Consider the following 22,440-nt stretch of genomic DNA (forward strand, 5'->3'; position numbering starts at 1 on the left):
AGGGGAATCGCGCCACCGCGCGCGAGTGGCTCGTGACTACCGATAACACGCGCCCTTACGACAATTACGACGCCTTCCTGGCGAGGCTGGACGCCGCCACAACCAGCCTGACCACCCGGGCCGGGTCGTTGGACAAGGCCCTGGCAGCCGTCTCGCTGCTCGTGGAACCTTATGAATCCGCCGTCCGGAAATGGGAACGACGGCGCCACTACGTCAGTGAGCAGCTCGCCGCGCACTCCGGGTCGCCGCAGTCCTATACGGCGCTGTGCGAACTCCACGTCGTGGCAGGAAAAATGGAATCAATGCTCCGCGGCCGTGTCGAGCGCGTCACGGAAAAGCTTGCGGTCATCCAACGCCGTCGCGAGGCCATCGACAAGTCACTGCTGGAGCTTGAGCTGAGCAGGATCAAGCTGACGTCGTCCCGGATGCTGTCACAGGACCGCGAAGAGTTGAGCGGCATCTTTTCCGACCTCGCCGGCTCCACCGTTGCCGCCGGAACCATCCCCGATATGGGGCTGCTGGGTGATCTCAAGGAAGCACGCGAGGCAATCATCCTGGCCGAAGCGCTGATCGAAGTGAAGGGGTACTAATCATGGAAATTTCAAGGCGCGATCAGCCCCGCAAGAACACCGTCGCTCTTGTCCGTTGGTCAAAGCAACCAGGCGAAAACCCCGTGACAAAGTTCATCATGTCCAGCATTTTGGGATTGATCCTGTGCCTGTTCCTGATGATCTTCCTGTCCGGCCTGAGAAGTTTCGGCGCCGTGGTCTTGTTTACGCTCTGCTTCGCGGCGCTTCTCACGGTGCGCTCGGTCTCGGCCCGGAGACGGTTCATGCGGGGGCTGACCACGAGGATCAACGAGACCCTCGCCGAGGTGACGCACAGCCCGGGCGACCAACTGTCGGTCAGGCAATTCCGGCGCATGGCCAAGAGCGGCGAGAAGCTTCCGCTCCCTGTCAGCGGCGTCGCCGGGTTGCACCTGCATGTTGCCCGGGCTTCCACACTGGAGAAAAATGCCCCCGAGAAATGGGTTGCGGTCTTCACCGTGGTCCCGCCCGAGAACGGGACCGCGAGTTTTGACCGCCTGGTGGCGGCGGCCATCAACGCCGGCCCCGGCACCCCGAGCACCAACGTCGCCTAGCCCCCGCCCGTCAGGGCGCCGCGGGCGCCCATGATGATGCGGCCGCTTCCCGGGATGTCTGCTGGAGGTCGTGGGGCGGCACGGCACTCATCCGTCCCTCGCACGGGAGGGCCACATTGTCCGGGACGAGATCGTGGCCGATGAACACGTCCGGCATTGTGCCGCCTGTACCGGCCGGCGGAAGCTGGGAGGCACGAACACGAACAACTGCCGAAGAACCCTGTTCCAGATGTTTCAAGCGCCAACCTGGACCGGGACCAGCCCGTCGGAGGCATCGCCCCAGAATCGCAGGCCGGACCTCGCAGAATAAGCTGACCATCGCGTGAGCCTGCGGCGGCGTTCGGGCCTGGCCGCTCGGGCCCTTGCTACGAGTGCCCGTCCTTCGACGCTTCGTCGCGCAGAGCCTGCCGGTACTCGAGTGCGGGTAGTCCGCCCCACCCCCAGTTATCCGTGTCCACTTCATTGATCACGACATACGTTGAGGCGAGGGGCTTGTTCAGGACGTCTAGCAACACGTGGCTGACGCCTTTGATGATGGCGGCCTTTTCGGCGGCGGTGGCTGTTGCCGCAGCCGAAGTCGATCCTTCTCGTGTGATGTCAATGGTGACAATAGGCATGACTGATCAATCCGTTCTTAAGTGGAGGTGTGTGGTCATCGTCCGGCGTGCTGGCCGCCGTCGACGTGGAGGATTTCACCGGTAACGAACTCGGCTTCTTCGAGAAAGACGACGGCATGGACAATCTCGTCGATATCCCCCAAACGGCCCATAGGATGCAGCCCCGCAAGCTGCGCGTGAGTTTCAGCCAGGTGCATCGGGGTCTTGATGACACCTGGGGATACGGAGTTGACCCGAATCCCGCGGCTTGCGTACTCGGTGGCAAGGGACTTCGTCGCCGAATTCAGCCCGCCCTTTGTCAGGGCGGCGAGCATCGCCGGCACGTCTGTGCTCGGCTGGTCGGCCAGGGTGGTGGTGATGTTGATGATGTGTCCGGATCCCGCTTGTTCCATCAGAGCGACAGCCCTTTGGCTGACATGGAAAAATCCGGTGAGATTGACCGCTACTGTGAGGCACCAGTGATAACGACTGTTTTCTCGCTCATGTTGTTGCCCTAGTGATGATGACCAATGCTCGGGTTTTGCTCATGTTGTGTCCTCGGAAAGGGTGTTGCTGGCGGCGCCGGCAGCTGCAGGTGCGCTGCCGGCGCCGGTGAGAGAGGGCAGGATCAGACCCGGGCGGCCAGATCGAGAACAGCCTTGGCTGCTGCCTCAGCCGATGCGGGATTCTGTCCGGTCACGAGGTTGCCGTCGACGACGACGAACGAACCCCAGGCGGGCCCGGATTCGAAGATCGCGCCATACTCGCGGAGGCGGGATTCCAGAAGCCACGGTGCCTTGTCGGCGAAGCCAACCTGGGATTCTTCCTCATCGAGAAACGCGGTGAGGCGCCGGCCCTTGAACAGCCACTGCCCGTCACGGGTGGCTGTGCTGAAGCTAGCGGGACCGTGGCACAGAGAGGCGACAACCTTAGTCGGGTCATCGAGCGTTGCCTCGAAAATCCGCTTGATGTCGGTGTTGGTCGACAGATCCTGCATGGGACCGTGTCCGCCAGGGACGAAGATGACGTCGTACTCGCCGGGATCGACCTCCTCGAGCGCGACGGCGGCAGCCAGGTTCTCCTTGGAGTCCGCGAGGTAGGCGCGGAATTCCTCGACTTTCTCGTTGTCGTTGTCGTTCGTCTCCGGCACCAGGCTGAACTCGTCCGCAACAGGGGTGACGGCGCCCGGCGTGGCGATGGTCACCTCCAGGCCCGCCTCCCGGAAGATGCGGTCGGGGACCACGAACTCCTCCGCCCAGAATCCGGTCGGATGCTTCGAGCCGTCCTTCAACTCCCAGAAGGTGGCTCCGGTGAGGACCAAGAGGACCTTTTTCATTTCATATTCCAATCAGTAGATGCACGGTGGATGAGATAACTGCGACATGCCAGTTCGAGTAGACGTGTCCTGTTCCGCCGGGCGTCGTCACTGGTTGAACAGGTGACGATCGTTGCATAATGGATCGTCACCTGTCAAACTGGTGACATGAAACATTCATTCGTCTGCGGAAATCCGGCCCTCGACTTCGCCGCAACAGTTCGCTCACGGCTCGGGACGCCGCTCGAAATGCTTTCGTCGCCTGAGAGCCTGGATGACTGGTTCCGTGAATCCGGCATTATCGACGGGGACACAAAATGCCAGCGGGCCGACCTCGACGAGGCCATCGTGATGCGGGAGGCCATCTACTCACTCGTTCACGCCAGAGTTGATGGGGGTGACTATGACAGCGACGCCCTCTCCATCGTGAACGATGCCGCCCGCACGCCGCCCGTCGTTCAGCAGCTCACGCCCCTTGGCCGGCGGACCGACGGAACCCCGGCCCAGGCGCTATCGAGCGTGGCACGTCACGCTATCGAGGTCCTCAGCGGGTCCGATGCGCCGCTGCTCAAGGAGTGTGCGAACCATGAGTGCACCCGGGTCTACATTGACCGGTCCCGTGGCGCGCGCCGGGAGTGGTGTGCCATGGACCCCTGCGGCAACAAGATGAAGGCTGCCGCCTACCGGGCTCGCAAGAGGGCGGACAAACCGGCTTCGGTAGCCGGAAAATAGCCGCCGCGCTTCGGCGGACGGTGCGCTGAAGCCTGCGCTCAGGTGGCGAGCCGGGCAAGGATGGATCGGGCCGAGCCGACCATGGAGCGGTTAAACCCTGTGCCCGCCCAGAGGTTAACACGGTGGGAATCACCGGCCCCGGCTGCTGCGGCCCGCAGGGGACGGGTCAGGTGATGAATTTCCGGATATCCGAAGGGCGCCTCGGGGTCGTGCTGCCGCATGAAGTCGTTGTACAGACCCCGCGCATATCTGCCGGAGAAGGCCTTGGTGACGGCCGTCGTCGTAAATTGACCAGAGGAAAGTGCGGCCCGGTGCACGGCTCCGGTGCCAGCTTCGTCTGCCCTGAGGAAGGCGGTGCCGGCCTGGACTGCCACGGCACCCCGCGAAAGCGCAGCCCGCGTATCTGCCCCCGTGACAATGCCACCTGCTGCAATCAACGGGATCTCCAGGCTGGACAAATCGTTGAGCAGCACGTGCAGGGGGGTGACTCCTGCGGGCGCGGTTGGATCGAAAGTACCCCTGTGCCCGCCAGCTTCAGGTCCCTGGACGCAGAGCATGTCCGCCCCGGCGGCCATCGCCAGCTTCGCTTCGGCACGCGAGGTGACCGTCACGGTCACTGACACCCCCCGTTCCTGCAACGCGGTGATGATGCCCGCCTCCGGCACGTCGAAGGTAAACGACACGACGGCGGGGGCCAGCTCGTAGAGGACGTCGAGTTTGTTTTGCCAGTCGTCATCATCGTGTCTGGGATCGCCGAGGGTCACCTGCAGGCGGGATGCGTCGGAGGCGAGGGAATGTGCGTATTGCTCTAGGACGTCAGGCCGGATTATCGGGGGCTGGGGGACGAAGAGATTGACGCCGAACGGGGCGTCGGTGAGGTCCCTGACAGCCTTGATCTCGGCGCCCATACTGTCCGCCGTTTTATATCCCGCGGCCAGGAACCCCAGTCCTCCGGCGGAGCTCACGGCGGCCGCAAGCTGTGGGGTAGAGGGGCCGCCCGCCATTGGGGCTTGGATGACGGGCAGTGGCAGTGCGGTGATATCGAAGCGGGATTGATTCGTCGTGGACGTGTTCATGATGCCGGTCCCTTCGTTACGTGTGCCGCAGATGGCAGTCTGAAATGTTCCTTCACTTTTGCCGGCCGCGGCTGATGCGCATTTGAGCGACAAGGCTGACGAGTGCGAGGGCGACGGTCGCGCCCCCATATCCGACGACCGTCGGCAGGAGGCCCAGCGGAGCGGCCAACTGGCCCGCGATGATGACGGGCAGGCCGAACGCGATGTAGGCGACGACGTAAATGGCTGCGACGATGCCCGCCCTCTGTTGAGGGACGGCCAGCGGCATGATCAGACGCAGCGAGGCGGAGAACGCAGCGCCGAAGCCGATGCCCATGACGACCAGCCCGGCGATCATGAGCGCGAGGCTTCCCGACAGCACGGCGGCCACGATGACGACGGTCCCGGCGATGGATGAGTAAATTCCGGTTGTCATTCCGCGCCGGGGGCTGAACCGGGCGAAAGCGACTCCCACCACGGCCGACGTCGCCGGCGCGATGAAGCCGCTGAGGCCGTTGACCAGTCCGCTGTTGAGGTGGAAGACACTGCGTACGATGGTCGGCGCGAGCCCGAGGGACAGGCCCGCGAGCATCCAGACGGCGGCAATCACGGGGGCGGCGGCGGCGAATTCCTTGCTGGCGGCCGGCGGAACAAAGACGCGCGGAATCAGGGAACGCAACGCTCCGGGTGTGCGGGTCACACTCTCAGGCGAGAGCGCGACAACGACAATTCCCAGGACCGTCACGATCGTGAGGACGGTGAAGATGATCGTGTTCGCCTCGGGTGTGAACTGGATGGCGAACCCGGCAAGCAATGCGCCGACAGCGAGTCCTGCGGTCATGCCGACGCTGCCAAGAATGCTGCCCAGCCTTTTCCGGTTCGGCGGGGCGAGTTCGGCGAGGGTGGCCGTGAATGCGCTGGTGGCGGCGCCGGTGGCGAGGCCCTGCACGACGCGGGCGGCAATCACCCACCCGATGTCCGGGGCCACGAGGAACATCAGGGTCGCCGCGAGCTGAACGAGGAGTGCTCCGATCAGCACGGGCCGCCGGCCGACATGGTCGGATAGTGAACCGACAGTCAGCATGGCGGCAAGGAAACCGATCGCGTAGACAGCGAACGCCAGGGTCAGGACCGCGGCGGGAAAATGCCATTGCTCCTGGTAGAAGGGAAGCAGGGGCGTCGGTGCGCCCGCCGCCAGGTACAGGCTGATGAAGGTGACCGCGTTCCCCGCGAAGGCTGCCCCGGAAGGAAGCCTGGAGCGACGGCGCGCGGCCGGTGTACGAGTTTCGAGGGATGCAATAGCTGACATTTGAGGACTTCTGTTCTGCCGGCCAACGATCCTCCGGCAACGTGGTTGATTTGTGTGCTGAGCTCCGGCGTCCGGGGCAGCGCGGCGCTGACTGGTCAGGCGCGCCCTTGCTCGATCCAGTCGCCGTTTGCGGCGATTTCGAGATCGTCGAACCCGAGTTGCGCATCCGATTCGGCATGGGGTCCGATGACGACTGGAATGTCCGTGCCGCGTTTCACGAGCCGCAGCGGGCCACCGTCGTCGGACTGCAAATACCGGTTGCCCCACTGCATCAGCGCGAACACCGCGGGCATGAGATCTGCACCCTTCGGCGTCAGGACATATTCATAGCGCTTCCGCTTGCCCTCTTCCTGGTAGGGACGCTTTTCGAAGAGGCCAAGATCCGTAAGCTGCTTGAGCCGGGCCGAAACTATGGCATCCGTGCCTTTTGTCCGTCGCACGAAGTCGTCGAATCGGGTGGTGCCGTAGATGGCCTCCCGCAGGATGAGCATGGATGACCGCGTACCGATGATCTCCATCGTCATGGCGATGGAGCAGTTCTCCATCCGCCAGGCGCCCCGGTCCTCGAGCGCGCCTTTGAGTTTGATTGACATAGAGCCACCTGCCTGACTTCCAGTTGTAGTAGCTAGAGCGTAGCTTGCTGACTACCAAAATGTCAAGCTAGCTGCCTGGGTGCCCTAAGGCGAATCACCTCCTTGACAGGTGACGCAATCGCATGCCAGTATCGTTACCAGTTGAACCGGTGACGCGGCTAGACCCCCACTACCGACCGAAAGGAACCCCCATGGGACAGCCCATCACCGAGGTACTGACAGACGCACTAAAGAAGGCCGCGACCGCCCACGGCATCTACGAAACCGAAGTCCTGGGCGGGGTGTACGACACCGAATGGCCGCAGTGGTACGCGGAACACATGACCCGCACGCTCGCCGAAGCAGGCCACCGGCTCACCGCCGGCTAGCACCACCCACCCAGGCAGCGGCACCGGCTGGTGCCGACAAAAACAACCACACCCAACTCACGAAACTCACCAAAAGGATGCAACACCATGGATTTGAAGCTTGAAGTACTGTTCGTTCCCGTTTCGGACGTCGACCGGGCCAAGGCCTTCTACGAATCGCTCGGATTCCGCCTCGATATCGACTACATCGCAAGCGACGAGTACCGGGTGGCGCAGCTGACCCCTCCCGGGTCGGAAGCATCCATCATCATCGGCAAGAGCATCACCGCTGCCACACCCGGGTCGCTCCAGAATCAGATTTTCGCCGTGAAGGATATCCTCGCCGCCCGGGCCGACCTTGTGGAAAAGGGCGTTGACGTCTCCGAGGTATTCCACTACGCGAAGGGATTCATCTTCCACCGCGACAACCAGCACCGCGTTGCCGGACCACACCCCGAACGCGCCGATTACCAGTCCTTTGCCACCTTCAGCGACCCGGACGGCAACACCTGGTCTCTTCAGGAAATCAACACCCGGGCGCCCGGGCGATGAGCACCCCAAGCGGTTCAACAGACGGTTCAGCAGAATATGACCTGATCGTGCTCGGCGGCGGTGCCGTGGGCGAGAACATCGCCGACCGCGCAGTCCAGGGCGGCCTGACCGCGGTGATTGTCGAAGGCGAGCTCGTCGGGGGCGAGTGCTCTTACTGGGCATGCATGCCCTCAAAGGCGCTGCTGCGCTCCGCCCAGGTGCTGCGCGCGGCCCGTCGGGTTCCCGGGGCCGCGCAGGCCGTGACCGGTCAACTCGACGTGCAAGCCGTGCTGGCTCGCCGGGACTCATTCGCCAGTAACTGGTCCGACGGCGGGCAGGTGAAGTGGCTCGAAAGCGCCGGCATTGCGCTGGTGCGCGGTCACGGCCGGCTCACCGGCACAAAGGAAGTCACCGTCACGGGCCCGGACGGTTCGACGACGGTGCTCACCGCCCGCCAGGCCGTGTCCATCACGACGGGATCAGATGCCCTCCTTCCCGACATCGACGGGCTGGCTGGTGCCCGGCCGTGGACGAGCCGGGAGGCTACCAGCATCAAGGCTGTTCCTGAAAGCCTGGCGATCATTGGCGGCGGCGTAGTTGCCACCGAGATGGCGACGGCCTTCGCCGCTTTTGGGACGGCGGTAACCCTTGTCTCCCGCAGCGGGCTGCTCTCAGGCATGGAGCGCTTCGCCGGCGATCTGGTCGCGGACGCCCTTCGCGGCCAAGGTGTCACCGTAATGCTTGAGACGAAAACCACCCGCGTTTCCCGCGACGAAAGCGGCGTCACCCTCGAAACCGGGGACGGGAGCTCGATCACCGCCCAGGAAGTCCTCGTGGCAACCGGCCGCACCCCCCGTACCCGGGACATCGGCCTCGATTCGATCGGCCTCACACCCGGGGCTTGGATTGAGACCGACGACACCATGCTGGTTCCGGGCTTTGACTGGCTCTACGCGGCCGGCGACGTGACGAATCGGGCCCTTCTCACCCACCAGGGGAAGTACCAGGCCCGCGCGGCGGGTGATGTCATCGCCGCCCGGGCCACCGGAGCACGGGTATCGGACGCGCCATGGGGAACCCATGTGGCCACCGCCGACCACGAGGCGGTGCCGCAGGTCACGTTTACCGACCCGGAGATTGCCTCCGTGGGCCTCACCGCCGCCGATGCGCGCAAGCGCGGCTTCGACATCCGGGTGGTCGACTACGAGATCGGGCACGTCGCCGGTGCCAGCGTGCGGGCCGACGGCTACACGGGCACCGCCCGGATGGTGGTCGACGAAACGCGAAAGGTCGTGCTCGGCGTGACCTTCGCCGGTCCGGACGTGAGCGAACTGCTGCACGCCGCGACAATCGCGGTGGTCTCAGAAGTCCCGATCGACCGCCTGTGGCATGCTGTTCCGGCCTACCCCACGGTCAACGAGGTCTGGCTGCGGCTCCTCGAAACCTACGGGCGGCCGGCCCGCTAGGCGTTGGTCCCGGCCTTGGCGGCGGTGCCGTCTCCGTAATCTTGCGGCGACGGCACCGCCGTCGTCCGCCCTGTCCACGTCGTTGGATAAAGCGACTACACGGAACTTTGCCGGATCTCCCCCGGATCTCTACCGGATCTCCTCAAGCGGGCCCAAGGTTTTCCGAGGATCTGTGAGGATCATGGGCCACATTCCACAGACCCGCATGCCTCCGGTCATGATCACCCTCGGATGTCCAGACTAGTGAGCGGAAAGGACCTGCAGATGATCGAACACCAGCTCCCGGCACACGGAACGAATGTCGCCTCTGGGCACAGGGACAGGCAAAGAAATGGACGCCTACGCCACATGGCGATTGCCCTGGTGCTGGCGGCGGCCGGGTCCGGGGCGATCAGCGGCGCGGCGCAGGCCGCCCCCGCACACGACGGACCCCGCTACGTAGCGGGCGCATCCGGCAGCGGCGACGCATATTTCCCCTACGCCGGCAACGGCGGGTACGACGTCCTGCACTACGACCTCGCCCTGCGCTACGCGCCGCCGTCGGACGCCGCGGTGCTCGAAGGCCGCCTCAGCGGCGTCGCGACCGTCACACTGCGCGCGACGCAGGACCTGCAGTCCCTCAACTTCGACCTCCGCGGCCTCGGCGTCACGTCGGTCCGGGTCGACGGCAGGGCCGCGACGCACGGGAAGCCGCAGGGCAGCGACCGTGCCGGGTGGTCACAGCAGCAGGACGACGCGAACCGCATCTGGGAACTCACCGTCGGTCTGCAGCCGAAGCTGAAGTCGGGACAGACGACGACGATCGTCATTGAGTACGGCGGAGTCACCGGACGGCCGCTCGACACCACCGGGGCACTCTACGGGTGGGTCACGACCGCTGACGGCGCCATGGTCGTGAACGAACCCGAGGGCGCGGCGACCTGGTACCCCGTGAACGACGACCCCGAAGACAAGGCAACCTACACGTTCCGCATCACGGTGCCGGACGGCAAGACGGCCGTGGCGAACGGGCTGCCCGTCGGCCGCCCGGTGACCAAGGCCGGGTGGACGACATGGACCTGGAAGGCCTCGGAACCGATGGCCAGCTACCTGTCGACGGCGAGCGTCGGCGACTTTGCCCTGTCCCGCGAGGTGGGTCCGCGCGGGCTGCCGATCATCAACGCGATCGACGCCGGCGTGACGGGCGCGGCACTGGCGGAAACCAATGCGTCACTCGCACAGCAGCCCGCAATGATCACCTTCCTGGAGGGCCGGTTCGGGCGGTACCCGTTCGAGTCGTTCGGCGCGATCGTCGACGACGACACGGTCGGCTATGCGCTTGAGACGCAGACGAGGCCGGTCTACTCGGAGGTCGCAGACGAATACACCGTGGTGCACGAACTCGGGCACCAGTGGTTCGGAAACTCGGTGAGTCCGTCTGACTGGAAGGACATCTGGCTGAACGAGGGCTGGGCGACGTACGTCGAGTGGCTGTGGGCCGAGCACCAGGGCACGGCCACGATGCCGGAGCAGTTCGCGGACGCGGTGGCCTACCTCGACAAGAACAACCGCTGGGCGCTCAACATTGCCGACCCGGGCCGCGACAACCTGTTCGTGGGCCAGGTCTATCTTCGAGGTGCGGCTGCTCTCCACGCGCTGCGCGCGACGATCGGCGACGCGGCGTTCTTTGAGGGCGCCCGTTTGTGGCTGACCCGATTCAACGACTCGACGGCGGGGACGGAAGACTTCGAGGCCGTCATGGAAAAAGCCTCGGGTCAGCAACTCGACGCGTTCTTCGACGACTGGCTGCGCGAGGGCGACCGCCCGGCGATGCCGCAGCTCTCCGCGGATTCCGTGTCTCATGGAACGGGCCGGCACGCGGTCTCCCCCGACGGGTCGAGGACGAGATAGTAGTCCCCTCTTCCCTTGGCGCCCGTCCAGGGGGATGATCGGTTTCAGGTGAGGGCGGTTCCCGGCGGGGAGGTGTCAAATGTCCCGGAATCTGGTGATGTGTCTGGATGGGACCGGTGGCCAGTTGCGGGCCAGGGGCAACACGAACGTCCTTTTGCTGTACAACCTCCTCGATCATTCCGATCCCACCAAGCAGATCGCCTACTATGACCCTGGGGTCGGCACGTTCGCGTCCGCAGGCGCGTGGACTCCGCTCGCTAGATCGGTCTCGCGGTTAGGCGGCCTTGCCTTCGGATGGGGCCTGCGGCAGAACCTCGGGGAAGCCTATACCTGGCTGATGCGGAACTGGGCACCCGGGGATCAGGTCTTCATCTTCGGGTTTAGCCGTGGCGCCTACACGGCCCGCGCCCTGGTGGGGATTCTTCGCGCCATCGGTGTGATGCGTCCAGGCTCCGAAAACCTCGTTCCGTATGTGGTCGCCACTTATGCCCGCCGGGGCGGTGAAATGAAGCTGGACTGGGACGAAGTGCACCTCACCTCGGAAGTGTTCGGGCAGCAGGTCGACGGCAAATCGACGGTGCCGGTGAAGTACCTGGGCGTCTGGGACACTGTCAAGGCCGCCGGGTTCCTCCGATGGGAGATCCGCTGGCCATATACCCGCGAACTCCCCAACGCCCTGCGCATCCGCCACGCCGTATCGATCAATGAGAAGCGGGCCCCTTTCAAGGAGTATCTGGTCCACGCCCGCACCGACGGATCCTTGGAAGAGGTTTGGTTCGCCGGCGTGCACAGCGATGTCGGAGGGACCTTCATCGACAAGCCACCTGCCGGCCAGGCTACCCACCCGGGCACCAGGAATCGTGCGCCCCGGCTGTCGACCATCGCCTTGAAGTGGATCATCGAGGGCGGCATTGCCGAGGGAATGCGGGTTCGGCCCCGTGCAGTCGCGGCGGCCTGCACGGTCACAGCCGCTGATGCGGCCGCGGTGCTGCACCGCCGCGGCCGGGCATGGGTTTTCCTCGGCACGCGCAACAGGAAGGTCCCCGACGGCGCCTCTGTCCATGCAAGCGTGAACACCAGGGCCGTCGACGATCCAACGTTCAAGGCACCGGCCAGCGTAGCCTGGGTCGATCCAGATTGGGTCGGGCCACCATTGTTACCGGCGTCGGCCCGGGCTGAGCCGTGACTACTGCGAAGAGGGACCGGCCCCAGCCCGTCCTGCCGGCCCGGCGACTGCTTCGCGCGTATGCTTTTGATCCGATGTCGACCCGTCTCTCCGGCAGGTTTCTCACCATCGACATCCCGTTCGAAACAGACCTGAGGCCTGGGCCGGCCGGCAGGCTCCTGCAGGTCGTCGATTATGACGCGGCTCGTGACCTCTGGTATTTGCCGGTTGACCTGAACGACGCCGCAATCCTCGCTCAACGAGGTATGCAGCCCGCGGAAAACGACCCCCGAACCCATCAGCAAGTCGTCTACGCCGTGGCGATGAGTGTGATCGAGCGATTCGAACGATTCGGCGGCCGCCGCTTCCGCTGGCGTGGCGACGATAAGCTCCGCCTCGTCCCGCATGCGTTCGAAGGACGGAACGCATACTTCGACAAGGACCGGCGGGCCGTCCTGTTCGGCTACTTCCGCGCTGATCTAAGGGACCCTGGGGCCAACCTGCCGGGCCAGATGATATTCACCTGTCTGTCCGTTGACGTGATCGCCCATGAAGTCACCCACGCCATCGTGCACCGGATGCGCAGGTACTTTTCAGAACCGACCCACCCTGACGTGCTGGCCTGGCATGAGGCAATCGCCGACCTCGTTGCGCTGTTCAACCACTTCGGCTTCCCCGAAGTCGTCTCCGACGCCGTGGAGAAATCGGAAGGGACACTCGAGCAAGGGTCGGCACTCCTGGATCTCGCAAGCGAGTTTGGTGAGTCCACCGGCCGTGGCGCAGCACTGAGGTCCGCGATCGGATCCCCCCGCACCCCGGACGCATTCCTGAAAGCGGTCGAACCACACGATCGGGGGGCGTGCTTCGTCGCCGCCGTCTTTGACGCGTTCATTGACACCTACAAAGCGCAGATCGCCGATCTTCGGCGTATCGCCAGTGCGGGCACCGGCATCCTCCCGCCGGGTGCGCTCCCACCAGACTTGGTCAAACGCGTCACCGCCACGGCGGCGATGAATGCCGACAGGTTCATGGAAATGGTGGTCCGGGCGTTCGAATACCTCCCCGTCGTCGACGTGACTTTCGGTGATGTCGTCCGGGCGATCGTCACCTCTGACCGGGAACTCTACCCCGATGACGTCGCACATCTCAGGGCAATTCTTGTCGAGGCATTCCGTCGGCGCGGGATCTACCCTCCGGGGGTGACCTCCCTTGCTGACGAGTCCCTCGTCTGGTCCAAACCGCCCCTGGACCTGAACCTCCGGGGTGGGATCAACGCCGTCGACCTGGCACCCCTCATCTTGGAAGCAACCCTCGATCTTGACACAGGCAGTACCGTCTATTTCGCCGACGACCCCGCCACCACTCCGTCCTCAGGGGAAGATGCCCCCGGGCGGGCGGTCCCCGAGCATTTGAGTTCACAGCCCGATAGCAGGCGTCTTCGGAAACTCATTCACAACTGGGGTGTGGAACACGCCTACGAACTAGGCCTGGACAAAGCCGCAGGGAAGATCGAGATAGTCAGCGCCCGTGTCGTCTACCTCCGGGCCTCTGACGGGCAACCCCGGCCGATCGTCTCCATCCAGTTCGCCCAACGTCGAGACGACCTGAAAGATCAGCGAACCGACGAGGCCGGTTCGCAGATCCCACGATCTCAACGTGCAGCCGTTCGCGCCGGCACAACTGTGATCGCCCGCGTGGACGGCCGGGTCGAATTCCTCGTCACCAAACCGTTGCCGCTTTCGGACCGCGCGAAGCTCGACGATCTGTCGCGGGACCTCAAAGAGTGCGCCCTCGCATTCGATAGGGCTGGCACCGAACGGCTGGGGTCGATCCGCGACTGGATGGGCGACGTCGAAGACATGGATGCGCTCTCGGCATGGACCGTCGAACCCGCAACGCTCCGGTTGTCTTTCGCTCGCCTGCACGCCGGCCAGGACGGAGCCTGAGAATGCCAGCTCCCTCAGTCACCGTCCGCATGTACGACGTCGGCTTCGGCGACGCCTTCCTGACCACCGTCAAACGGGACGATCAGGCCTGGCGGATGCTGGTGGACTGCGGCGTCCACAGCCAGGGCAAGGCGCGGCCCCTCCTCGACGTCGTTCATGCGATCATCGCCGACCTCACCGAGGCGGCCGCGCCAGGAACACCACCCACCCTCGATGTGGTCGTGGCAACTCACCACCATGCCGACCACATCACAGGATTCGCTTACGACGATTGGGAAAAGGTCCGCGTCGGCGAAGTCTGGGTGCCGTTCGTCGAGGACGATTCCGACGACGATGCCAGGGTTCTGAAGAGCGGGCTCGCTCGCGCCGCGAGAAGCTTGAACGCCCTGATCGGCCGTGCGGCCGCCGCACTAAACGACGAAGCACGAACCCTGGCTCTGGGGGTTGCCAGCGCCCTGGCCTTGAACTCGCTCGGAAATGAAGACGCCATGGACCGCCTGCTCGGACGCAACGGCAAACACTTCTTCAACGTCCCGAAGGTACGGTACCTCCCGGACAAGTTCGCCCAGCTCAACGTCATCCGCACATCGGTGCCGGGCGTCAACGTACACGTCCTCGGACCATCCCGTGACCCTGATCAGCTCAAACGGATGAACCCTCCCGCGTCGGCCCGCTGGCTCGCCTTGCAACAGGCCCTGGATGCCGAATCCGCGAGCGGCTCCGCTGGCGACCAGACACCGGCCAAGCCACTCTTCGACGGGATCTTTAGTGTCACGCCAGACGACGTCACTCGCGACATCGGCATCGAACTCGTCAGCGCTCTGGCAACACTCAACCTCAAGACGCTCCTCGACGACGCGAACGAACTTCTGGCGGCGGCTTCCATCCTCGAGCGGTCCGTCAACAACACCAGCGTCTTCCTTGTTCTGGACGTCGTCGGCACCAGGCTCGTCTTCGTGGGCGACTCGCAACAGGGCGCCTGGGAGCATGTCCTGCAAGACCCTTCGGCTCGCGCCCTCGTCTCAGACCCTGCGTTCTACAAGATCGGCCACCACGGCTCCCACAACGCCACACCGCGGGACTACGTCACCAACGCCATCGGCAATCACGGAACCTACGCGATGCTCCCCTACGGGAAAGTCGAGCAATGGGGCGACATCCCCAACGAGAATCTGCTGGCCGCATTCACCGCCATGAACGCCCACATCGTCCGGGCTGATGCCCCAGTCGCCGACGCCAGGGTTCACGTCGGACCCGACAACCTATGGTGCGAGATCACTTTCCCGGCGAATTGAATGACGCCCGACCTCTCAGAGGAACCGGGCGAGCCTGAGCTCTCCAGATCACCGTTGCGGAGCGTGAGACCGTCAACAGCAGCCTCAACGTCGCCTGGCGCCACCAACCACGAGAGAAATCCGGTTCAGCCCCATTTCGTACATATTGTCGGTGGCTCGCGAGATGATCGAGGCATGGATAACACGGCGGCGTGGGGTGCGGAAAGCAGGGAGGCCCTGGCGGCCGTCGCCGCGTCTGCTGCCGCGCTTGTTGCCGGAGTTGCTGCTTTCACGGGCGCCGGTGCCGGCCTCGGAACCGTTGCCGGCCCGGCTGATCCGCCCGGCGCCGACCGGCCGCACAACGGGGATCCGCTGCGCAAGGTGAATCCGCTGCGCAACGCCGATTCACTGGACGATGCCGATCTGTTCCAGCCCGCCGGCCCGCGCAACGCTGATCCTTTGCGGGACGCGGATCCGCTACACAACGCCGATCCGTTGCGGGGCTCTGATCCGTTGCGGGATGTGGCGGAGGGGTGTCTGGACGGGTTGGCCGGGGTGGCGCGGCTGGAGGCCCGGATGGCGGCGTTGAAGGTGCGTCTGGCCGCGGACTATCTGCGGGCGGCCACGGCCCTGGCGGCCCCGGCGGCGTCCCCGCGGGAGCACACCGTGCAGGAAATGGCGCTGGTCGCCGAGGTCGCGGGTGTCCTGACCGTGAGCGAACGCGCCGCCGGGGCCCTGCTCGCCGAGGCCCACGCCCTGACCACGGCGCTGCCGCTGACCCTGGCCGCGTTGGGCGCCGGGACGATCTCCTGGGCCCACGCCCGGGTCATTATCGACGAAACCCAGAACCTGGACCGGGCCGGGGCGGCCGGGCTGGAGGCGCACTTCCTGGACCCCGGCGCCCCGGACCCGGCCCGGGGCTGCCCGGCCGGGGAGCTCACGGCGTCCCGGTTCCGGGCCAAGGCCCGCACCTGGCGCGAACGCCACCACCGGGACAGCCTCGAGGCCCGCCACGCCCGAAGCGCCGCGGACCGGCGGGTCGAGTACGTCCCGGACCGGGACGGCATGGCCTGGCTCTCGGCCTACCTCCCGGCCGACACCGCCGCCGGGATCTGGGACCGGGCCACCACGGCCGCCCGCGCCCTCCAGGGCCCGGACGAGGCCCGCACCCTGGCCCAGCTCCGCGCCGACATCACCGCCACCTGGCTCCTCACCACCACCACCAGTCCCGGCGGGAACACCGGCACCGGGACCACCGGCGACGGCATGGCCAACTGCGGGCCGGCCGGCACCACCACCGGCACCGGCCGGGCCGGCGGACCGGACACCGGCACGGGCATGGGCGGGTGTGTGGGTGGGGGTGTGCCGTCGCCGCGGGCGCAGGTCCTGGTCACCGTCCCGGTCCTGTCCCTGCTCGGCGTCACCGGGGAACCGGCCGTCCTGGACGGGTACGGGCCGATCCCGCCGTCGATGGCCCGGCGTCTGGTCGCCGAGGGCGCCGGGTCCTTCTACCGGGTCCTGGTTGACCCGCGGGACGGTGCCCCGCTGGAAATCGGCCGGAGCAGCTACCGGGTCACCAAGGCCCAGCGGCACTGGCTCCGGCTCCGCGACAGCCACTGCACGTTCACGGGCTGTAACAACCACTCCCTGGACAACGACGCGGACCACCTGCTGGCCTGGGCCGACGGCGGCACCACCGGCATCGCCAACCTGGGCCAGCCCTGCCCCAAACACCACCGCCTCAAACACTCCTCGGCCTGGCAACCCGTCGGGGCCAGCAAAACCAGCCCGCCCGGCTGGATCTCCCCCTCGGGACGGCACTACCCCGCCGAACACCAGGACTGGGAACCACCCCACTGGCCAGACCACACCCCGGCCACGCACAACGGCCCGGATCTGGGACTGCCCCTAGACCCCGGACTTCCCGCGGACCCCAAACCACATCACGGCCCGGACCTGGAGCAGGGACTGCCCCCGGATCCCGGCCTGGACCGGGGACTGCCCCCGGATCCCTTCCCGGACTGGCACCACTTCACAGCTGCGCACCCATTGACACCGGCGGAAACCGACCACCCGGACCGGCCAGCGCCCCTCGACGCACCCTTCCCGGACGGCCTCCTAATCCTCAGCGTGTGATCGAGTGATTGCAGACCGCATAATTGCAGGCCGTAACAGCAGCGGTACCAGCCGGCGCCCTCGTCACTCCCCCAAGGACGGGCGCACGTCGCGGGAAATCGACTCAAGTAGTCGGACGTTGAAATCCACGCCAAGCTGATTGGGGACTGTGATCAGCACGGTATCCGCCGCGGCCACGGCCGCGTCCCGGGAGAGCTCCTCAACCAGCCGGCCGGGTTCACCGATGTAGCTGCGCCCAAAACGGGCCAGGCCGCCGTCGAGGTAGCCCACCTGGTCCCGGGCCTCAGCCTGCGCCCGCAGCCCGAAGTAGCGGCGCGATTCGTCATCGATCAGCGGAATGATGCTGCGCGATACGGATACCCGGGGCGTGCGCGTGTGGCCGGCCGTTGCCCAGGCCTCCCTGAATCCGGCGATCTGTTCTGCCTGCAACTCATCGAAAGGAACCCCGGTGTCCTCCGTCAGCAGGGTCGAGGACATGAGGTTCAGACCCTGCTGCGCGGCCCATCGGGCGCTGGCACGATTCCCGACACCCCACCAGATGCGCTCAGGAAGCGTCGGGGACTGGGGCTGAAGCGGGACCAGCCCAGTGTGCCCGCTGACCTGCGGGTTGCCCCTGGCCATGCCTGCACCAGAGATGGCGCTCCGGAAACGATCGGTGTGCCGGCGAGCCATGTCGGCGTCGGACTCACCCTCCGCCGGGTGGTGCCCGAAAGCCTCGTAGCCGGCCAGCACAGACTCGGGCGAACCACGGCTGACTCCCAACTGCAGTCGGCCGCCGCTGATGAGGTCGACGGCGGCGGCCTCCTCAGCCATGTAGAGCGGGTTCTCGTACCGCATGTCGATGACTCCGGTGCCAATCTCAATCCGTGAGGTGCGTACGGCAATCGCGGCGAGGAGCGGGAACGGCGAGGCCTGCTGCTCCGCAAAGTGATGGACCCGGAAGAACGCTCCGTCGACACCGACTTCCTCCGCGGCCGCGGCCAGTTCAATCGACTGCAGGAGCGCTTCCCCCGCGCTACGCACGCGCGACCCAGGGACGTCGCCCCAGTGGCCGAAGGACAGAAATCCGATCCGTTTCATAAGAACTCACACTGTTCCATAGGCACCCAGTCTTTTGGAAGTGAGGCGGCTGTCTTGGTGAGAGTCTCGGCCCAGGTCGGGCCCGGCCGACGGTCCCTGCCTTGGCACGTGTACGTCCGCCGTGGGGCCTTAGGGCGCGGCGCGGATTTCGATGAGCGCGAGGTTCCAGCGGTCGGTGGTGGGGGCGGTGTCGTTGATGGCGACGACCGTTCCGCTTGTGGCTGTTAGCCCGGCTTGACGCTGCACCCAATATGTATCGCCAGCCGGGGGAAGGTACTGATCAACCAGGGTCTGGGCCGGCCCGACGGTCCGGGCAAGCGGAGCGTCCCAGTCGGTTCCAACGCCCCAAACCCATGATCCTGCGCGCGTGGTGGTGAGGCTGGCACTCGGGGGTCCGGAAGCGGCGCTGGCGCCGGCTGTGGCGCCATTAGTGGTATCTGCATTGTTGAACGCCACGACCGTCATGGATGACTGCCACGTGCCTGAGTTCTGGGTTGCGGTAATCGTGACATTCGCGAGCGGGGCGGGTGAGACGGCCTGCCATATTTCGGCTGTGCCGGCCTGGGCGTTGGTGCGCCGGCGGAGCGTCCAAGTAAGGCCGCCGCCACTGACCGACCGCATGGATTCGGTGCCTCCGCCGCTGGGGCCGTCGGAGCTGATGAAGGCAAGTAGGAGCTGGTTGCTTCCGGTGGTCGTGAGGCCGGAGGCGCTGACCGTCGCGGCGTTGGTGCCCTGATGGGCGGTTACGATCCTGTCGACGGTGATGGTCCGGACGCCGGAGGCTGTGGCCGTGGCGGTGTTCGAGGGAGCACTGAGGTTCCCGGCCGCATCCTGCGCCGTGACGGTGTAGCTGTATGTGGTGCCTGAAACTACTGAACCATCGGCGAAAGTCGTGCCGGTAGCCGTACCGATGGGTGCCCCGTTGCGGGAAATGTTGTAGCGGGTGACGCCGACATTGTCGGTGCTGGCACTCCAGGCCAAGGCGATTTGGCCGGAGCCGGCCACGGCGGAGAGGTTTGTGGGGGCCGTAGGGGCGGTCGTGTCCGGGTTCACCGTGATCGTGATGGAGGGGGTGACGGCGTCGGGGCTGACCCCGTTGGTCGCAGCAACCGTGAACGTTGCCGTTCCGGCCGCCGTCGGGGTGCCGGACAGGATCCCGGTGGTGGTGTTCAGGCTCAGCCCGGCCGGCAGGGCGCCGGAATTCACCCTGAACGTCGGGGCCGGGTTTCCCGACGCGGCGAAGGTGTACGTGTAGGCGGCGCCGACCGCGGCAGTGGTCGGAGGCGTGGCCGCCGTGAACACCGGGGCTACCTGGGCCTGGTTCACCGTGATCGTGATGGACGGGGTGACGGCGTCGGGACTGACCCCGTTCGTCGCAGCAACCGTGAACGTTGCCGTCCCGGCCGCCGTCGGCGTGCCCGACAGGACCCCGGAAGTCGTGTTCAGGCTCAGCCCGGCCGGCAGGGAGCCGGAATTCACCCTGAACGTCGGGGCCGGGTTACCCGATGCGGCAAAGGTGTAGGTGTAAGGGGCGCCGACCGTGGCAGTCGTGGGAGGCGTGGCCGCGGTGAACGCCGGGGCCGCCTGGGCGGGGTTTACGTGGATCGTGATGGGTGCGGTGACCGCGTCGGGACTGGCCCCGTTCGTCGCGGTGACCGTGAACGTTCCACTGAATGGGGCAGCGAGTGCCGCTACGCCTAGCGTGTTTGCGTTGCGCGGGAGCCCGTAAGCGTCTTGGATCAGGCCAAGCATGCTGTAGTGATTGATGGTCTGCGTGTAGTTACCCGGGAGGACGTTGGCACCGTTGAAGAAGGTTGCGATTTTGTTCGGGCTTACCGATGAATCGTTTTCATCCCATGTGGTGATCAGCAGTGAGTTGTGGGTTTTCGCCCATTGCAGGTACGTGTCCATGTGATTCATTGCCCACGTGTCACCGGTGCCGATGGAGCAGTCGTGCATGCTGTTGCAACTGTCCGGGACAACAAACGACACCGTAGGCAGCGTTGTGAAGTCAGTCGGCCATGCGCTGTAATCGAGGCGTTCCGATGACGGGATGGATGCCCAGTTGTTCCATGGGGAGTGGTAAGCGAGGTAGTTGGTTCCCGAGGTCTGGCCTTCGGCGAATCCCGTGAATGTTTTGCCTGCCGTTTTTAGCTGGCCTTCGAGCATCGTAGTCGTGAAACTATGCGGGTAGCTGTCATCCGTGATCCCCTGCGTAGACCCTGAGAATAACGCGAGATAGTTCGGCTGAGAAGGATGGGCCTCCGCGAACGTCTGCGTCATGTTCGCACCTGACGTGGCGAGGGAGTTCAGGTACGGTGCGCTGGGATTGCCAAGAATGGAGGTGTCCTTCTGGTTCTCCTCAACCAGGATGACGATGTGATCCCATGTTGCGACCTTGGTGGGAGTGCCTGACAGAACGCCTGTGGTGGCGTTCAGGCTCAGCCCGGCCGGCAACGTACCGGAGGACACCCTGAACGTCGGGGCCGGGCTACCGGACGCGGCAAAGGTGTACGTGTAGGCGGCACCAACCGTGGCCGTCGTCGGAGGCGTGGCCGCAGTGAACGCAGGGGCCGCCTGGGCGGTGTCCACGGTGATCGTGATGGAGGGGGTGACGGCGTCGGGGCTGACCCCGTTCGTCGCGGCGACGGTGAACGTTGCCGTTCCGGCCGTCGTCGGGGTGCCGGACAGGATCCCGGTGGTGGCGTTCAGGCTCAGCCCGGCCGGCAGGGAACCGGAATTCACCCTGAACGTCGGGGCCGGGCTACCGGACGCGGCGAAGGTGTACGTGTAGGCGGCGCCGACCGCGGCAGTGGTCGGAGGCGTGGCCGCCGTGAACACCGGGGCTACCTGGGCCTGGTTCACCGTGATCGTGATGGACGGGGTGACGGCGTCGGGACTGACCCCGTTCGTCGCAGCAACCGTGAACGTTGCCGTCCCGGCCGCCGTCGGCGTGCCCGACAGGACCCCGGAAGTCGTGTTCAGGCTCAGCCCGGCCGGCAGGGAGCCGGAATTCACCCTGAACGTCGGGGCCGGGTTACCCGATGCGGCAAAGGTGTAGGTGTAAGGGGCGCCGACCGTGGCAGTCGTGGGAGGCGTGGCCGCGGTGAACGCCGGGGCCGCCTGGGCGCCGCTCTTGATGATGACGTCGTCGACATAGCTGTCGCCCATCTGGCTCGCATGTTCGGATCCAAGCTGCACCCTCGACAAGGTGGTGAATCCGGTGCTGACCTGGTTACTGGAATAGACGAGGACACTGTCAAACCAGACCTGTATCGTTGTCGCGCTCAGATTGGGGACGATCTGCATGACGACGTGGTGCCAGGAGCCGAGGGGGATGCTGGAGGAGAATAGACGCGTGTAAACGAAGGTGCCGTTTGGTGACGTTACTCGCAGCCAGAGCTGGCCGTTGCTGTTGTAGCGGTATACGTCGGCGATCCGCGTGGTTCCCGAGAAGAACCGGAAATAGGGTACGTCGCTGCCGGTCAGGCCGGCCGTGGTGATGTTGAACCAGCCGTCGGCGTAGGCGGACGGGGTTCCTGCCGGCAGGGGGGCCGTGAGGTAGGCGAGGGAGCCGGCGTCGGAGGTTACGTGCAGGTAGGCGGCACAGCCGCCGGTGTGGGCCAGGGCCGAAGAGATGGTGGCGGTTCCGGTTCCGGAGGTGTTGACGACGAACGGGGCGAGGCTATCTGATTCGAAGTTGTCGGCCACGACGGTGGCGCCAGGGTACGAGTTGGTCGGTGCGGGCGTGGTGGGCTGGCAGCTCGCGGCGGCTGCCGGTGCGACCACTGCGCGAAGCATGCCGGTTCCCAGCAGTGGCACCAGAAGCAGGCCGACAAGTCCCAGCCGGGCTAAGAACCGCAT

18 protein-coding genes and 1 pseudogene are annotated in these 22,440 nt (G+C 65.6%); 11 read left to right on the forward strand and 8 right to left on the reverse strand.

The features are described from left to right. Positions 1-32: 32 nt before the first annotated feature. The gene (locus LDO15_RS13130; RefSeq protein ID WP_223979356.1) at positions 33-590 is read left to right on the forward strand and encodes a hypothetical protein; all 558 of its coding nucleotides are present in this window, start codon (positions 33-35) and stop codon (positions 588-590) included. A gap of 98 nt (positions 591-688) precedes the next feature. Beyond that, complete coding sequence (locus LDO15_RS13135) at positions 689-1,141, forward strand: hypothetical protein (RefSeq protein ID WP_223979358.1); 453 nt, start codon at positions 689-691, stop codon at positions 1,139-1,141. A gap of 365 nt (positions 1,142-1,506) precedes the next feature. Here the strand turns inward: LDO15_RS13135 and LDO15_RS13140 are convergent, their stop codons facing one another. The 3 genes and pseudogenes from LDO15_RS13140 to LDO15_RS13150 all read right to left on the reverse strand — a co-directional run bounded on the left by LDO15_RS13140 (position 1,507) and on the right by LDO15_RS13150 (position 3,073). Next, positions 1,507-1,758 carry a 4-oxalocrotonate tautomerase family protein gene (locus LDO15_RS13140; RefSeq protein WP_223979360.1) on the reverse strand — a complete coding sequence of 84 codons (252 nt, stop codon included), beginning with the start codon at positions 1,756-1,758 and terminating at the stop codon, positions 1,507-1,509. A gap of 35 nt (positions 1,759-1,793) precedes the next feature. Then, positions 1,794-2,174 (reverse strand): annotated as a pseudogene (locus LDO15_RS13145) (SDR family oxidoreductase); the annotation flags it as partial. 191 nt (positions 2,175-2,365) lie between these two features. After that, positions 2,366-3,073, reverse strand: coding sequence for a type 1 glutamine amidotransferase domain-containing protein (locus LDO15_RS13150; RefSeq protein ID WP_223979362.1), 708 nt, complete (start codon positions 3,071-3,073; stop codon positions 2,366-2,368). A 147-nt stretch (positions 3,074-3,220) separates the two neighbouring features. On the opposite strand from LDO15_RS13150, the gene LDO15_RS13155 reads away from it, so the two are divergent. Continuing rightward, positions 3,221-3,784, forward strand: coding sequence for a CGNR zinc finger domain-containing protein (locus LDO15_RS13155; protein ID WP_223979364.1), 564 nt, complete (start codon positions 3,221-3,223; stop codon positions 3,782-3,784). A gap of 38 nt (positions 3,785-3,822) precedes the next feature. On the opposite strand, the gene LDO15_RS13160 is transcribed toward LDO15_RS13155, so the two are convergent. From LDO15_RS13160 to LDO15_RS13170, 3 genes are all read right to left on the reverse strand, one after another. Further along, on the reverse strand, positions 3,823-4,749 hold the full coding sequence (locus LDO15_RS13160; protein WP_346655959.1) for a nitronate monooxygenase: 927 nt from the start codon (positions 4,747-4,749) through the stop codon (positions 3,823-3,825). 163 nt (positions 4,750-4,912) lie between these two features. Further along, positions 4,913-6,148 carry an MFS transporter gene (locus LDO15_RS13165; RefSeq protein WP_223979368.1) on the reverse strand — a complete coding sequence of 412 codons (1,236 nt, stop codon included), beginning with the start codon at positions 6,146-6,148 and terminating at the stop codon, positions 4,913-4,915. Between the two features lie 95 nt (positions 6,149-6,243). Beyond that, on the reverse strand, positions 6,244-6,741 hold the full coding sequence (locus LDO15_RS13170) for a helix-turn-helix domain-containing protein (protein ID WP_223979370.1): 498 nt from the start codon (positions 6,739-6,741) through the stop codon (positions 6,244-6,246). Positions 6,742-6,932: 191 nt separating this feature from the next. Here LDO15_RS13170 and LDO15_RS13175 point away from each other — a divergent pair, with 191 nt between their 5' ends. The 8 genes from LDO15_RS13175 to LDO15_RS13210 all read left to right on the forward strand — a co-directional run bounded on the left by LDO15_RS13175 (position 6,933) and on the right by LDO15_RS13210 (position 17,496). Then, the gene (locus LDO15_RS13175) at positions 6,933-7,109 is read left to right on the forward strand and encodes a hypothetical protein (RefSeq protein WP_223979372.1); all 177 of its coding nucleotides are present in this window, start codon (positions 6,933-6,935) and stop codon (positions 7,107-7,109) included. An 87-nt stretch (positions 7,110-7,196) separates the two neighbouring features. Then, positions 7,197-7,640 carry a VOC family protein gene (locus LDO15_RS13180; RefSeq protein WP_223979374.1) on the forward strand — a complete coding sequence of 148 codons (444 nt, stop codon included), beginning with the start codon at positions 7,197-7,199 and terminating at the stop codon, positions 7,638-7,640. Beyond that, entirely contained in the window at positions 7,637-9,085 is a 1,449-nt protein-coding gene (locus tag LDO15_RS13185) for an NAD(P)/FAD-dependent oxidoreductase (protein WP_223979376.1), read from the forward strand. Before LDO15_RS13180 ends, LDO15_RS13185 begins: the two co-directional genes overlap by 4 nt. A 348-nt stretch (positions 9,086-9,433) precedes the next feature. Continuing rightward, positions 9,434-10,975, forward strand: coding sequence for a M1 family metallopeptidase (locus LDO15_RS13190; protein WP_223979378.1), 1,542 nt, complete (start codon positions 9,434-9,436; stop codon positions 10,973-10,975). 79 nt (positions 10,976-11,054) lie between these two features. Next, positions 11,055-12,161, forward strand: coding sequence for a DUF2235 domain-containing protein (locus tag LDO15_RS13195; protein ID WP_223979380.1), 1,107 nt, complete (start codon positions 11,055-11,057; stop codon positions 12,159-12,161). A 74-nt stretch (positions 12,162-12,235) separates the two neighbouring features. Next, the gene (locus LDO15_RS13200) at positions 12,236-14,086 is read left to right on the forward strand and encodes a hypothetical protein (RefSeq protein ID WP_223979382.1); all 1,851 of its coding nucleotides are present in this window, start codon (positions 12,236-12,238) and stop codon (positions 14,084-14,086) included. A 2-nt stretch (positions 14,087-14,088) separates the two neighbouring features. Continuing rightward, the gene (locus LDO15_RS13205; RefSeq protein WP_223979384.1) at positions 14,089-15,381 is read left to right on the forward strand and encodes a hypothetical protein; all 1,293 of its coding nucleotides are present in this window, start codon (positions 14,089-14,091) and stop codon (positions 15,379-15,381) included. A gap of 174 nt (positions 15,382-15,555) precedes the next feature. After that, complete coding sequence (locus tag LDO15_RS13210) at positions 15,556-17,496, forward strand: HNH endonuclease signature motif containing protein (protein ID WP_223979387.1); 1,941 nt, start codon at positions 15,556-15,558, stop codon at positions 17,494-17,496. Between the two features lie 63 nt (positions 17,497-17,559). On the opposite strand, the gene LDO15_RS13215 is transcribed toward LDO15_RS13210, so the two are convergent. Then, positions 17,560-18,576 (reverse strand): LLM class flavin-dependent oxidoreductase, encoded by a 1,017-nt coding sequence (locus tag LDO15_RS13215; RefSeq protein ID WP_223979389.1) that lies wholly within the window; start codon positions 18,574-18,576, stop codon positions 17,560-17,562. A 129-nt stretch (positions 18,577-18,705) separates the two neighbouring features. Then, positions 18,706-22,440 carry a putative Ig domain-containing protein gene (locus LDO15_RS13220; RefSeq protein ID WP_223979391.1) on the reverse strand — a complete coding sequence of 1,245 codons (3,735 nt, stop codon included), beginning with the start codon at positions 22,438-22,440 and terminating at the stop codon, positions 18,706-18,708.

Source organism: Arthrobacter sp. NicSoilB8, assembly GCF_019977355.1.
GTDB lineage: Bacteria > Actinomycetota > Actinomycetes > Actinomycetales > Micrococcaceae > Arthrobacter.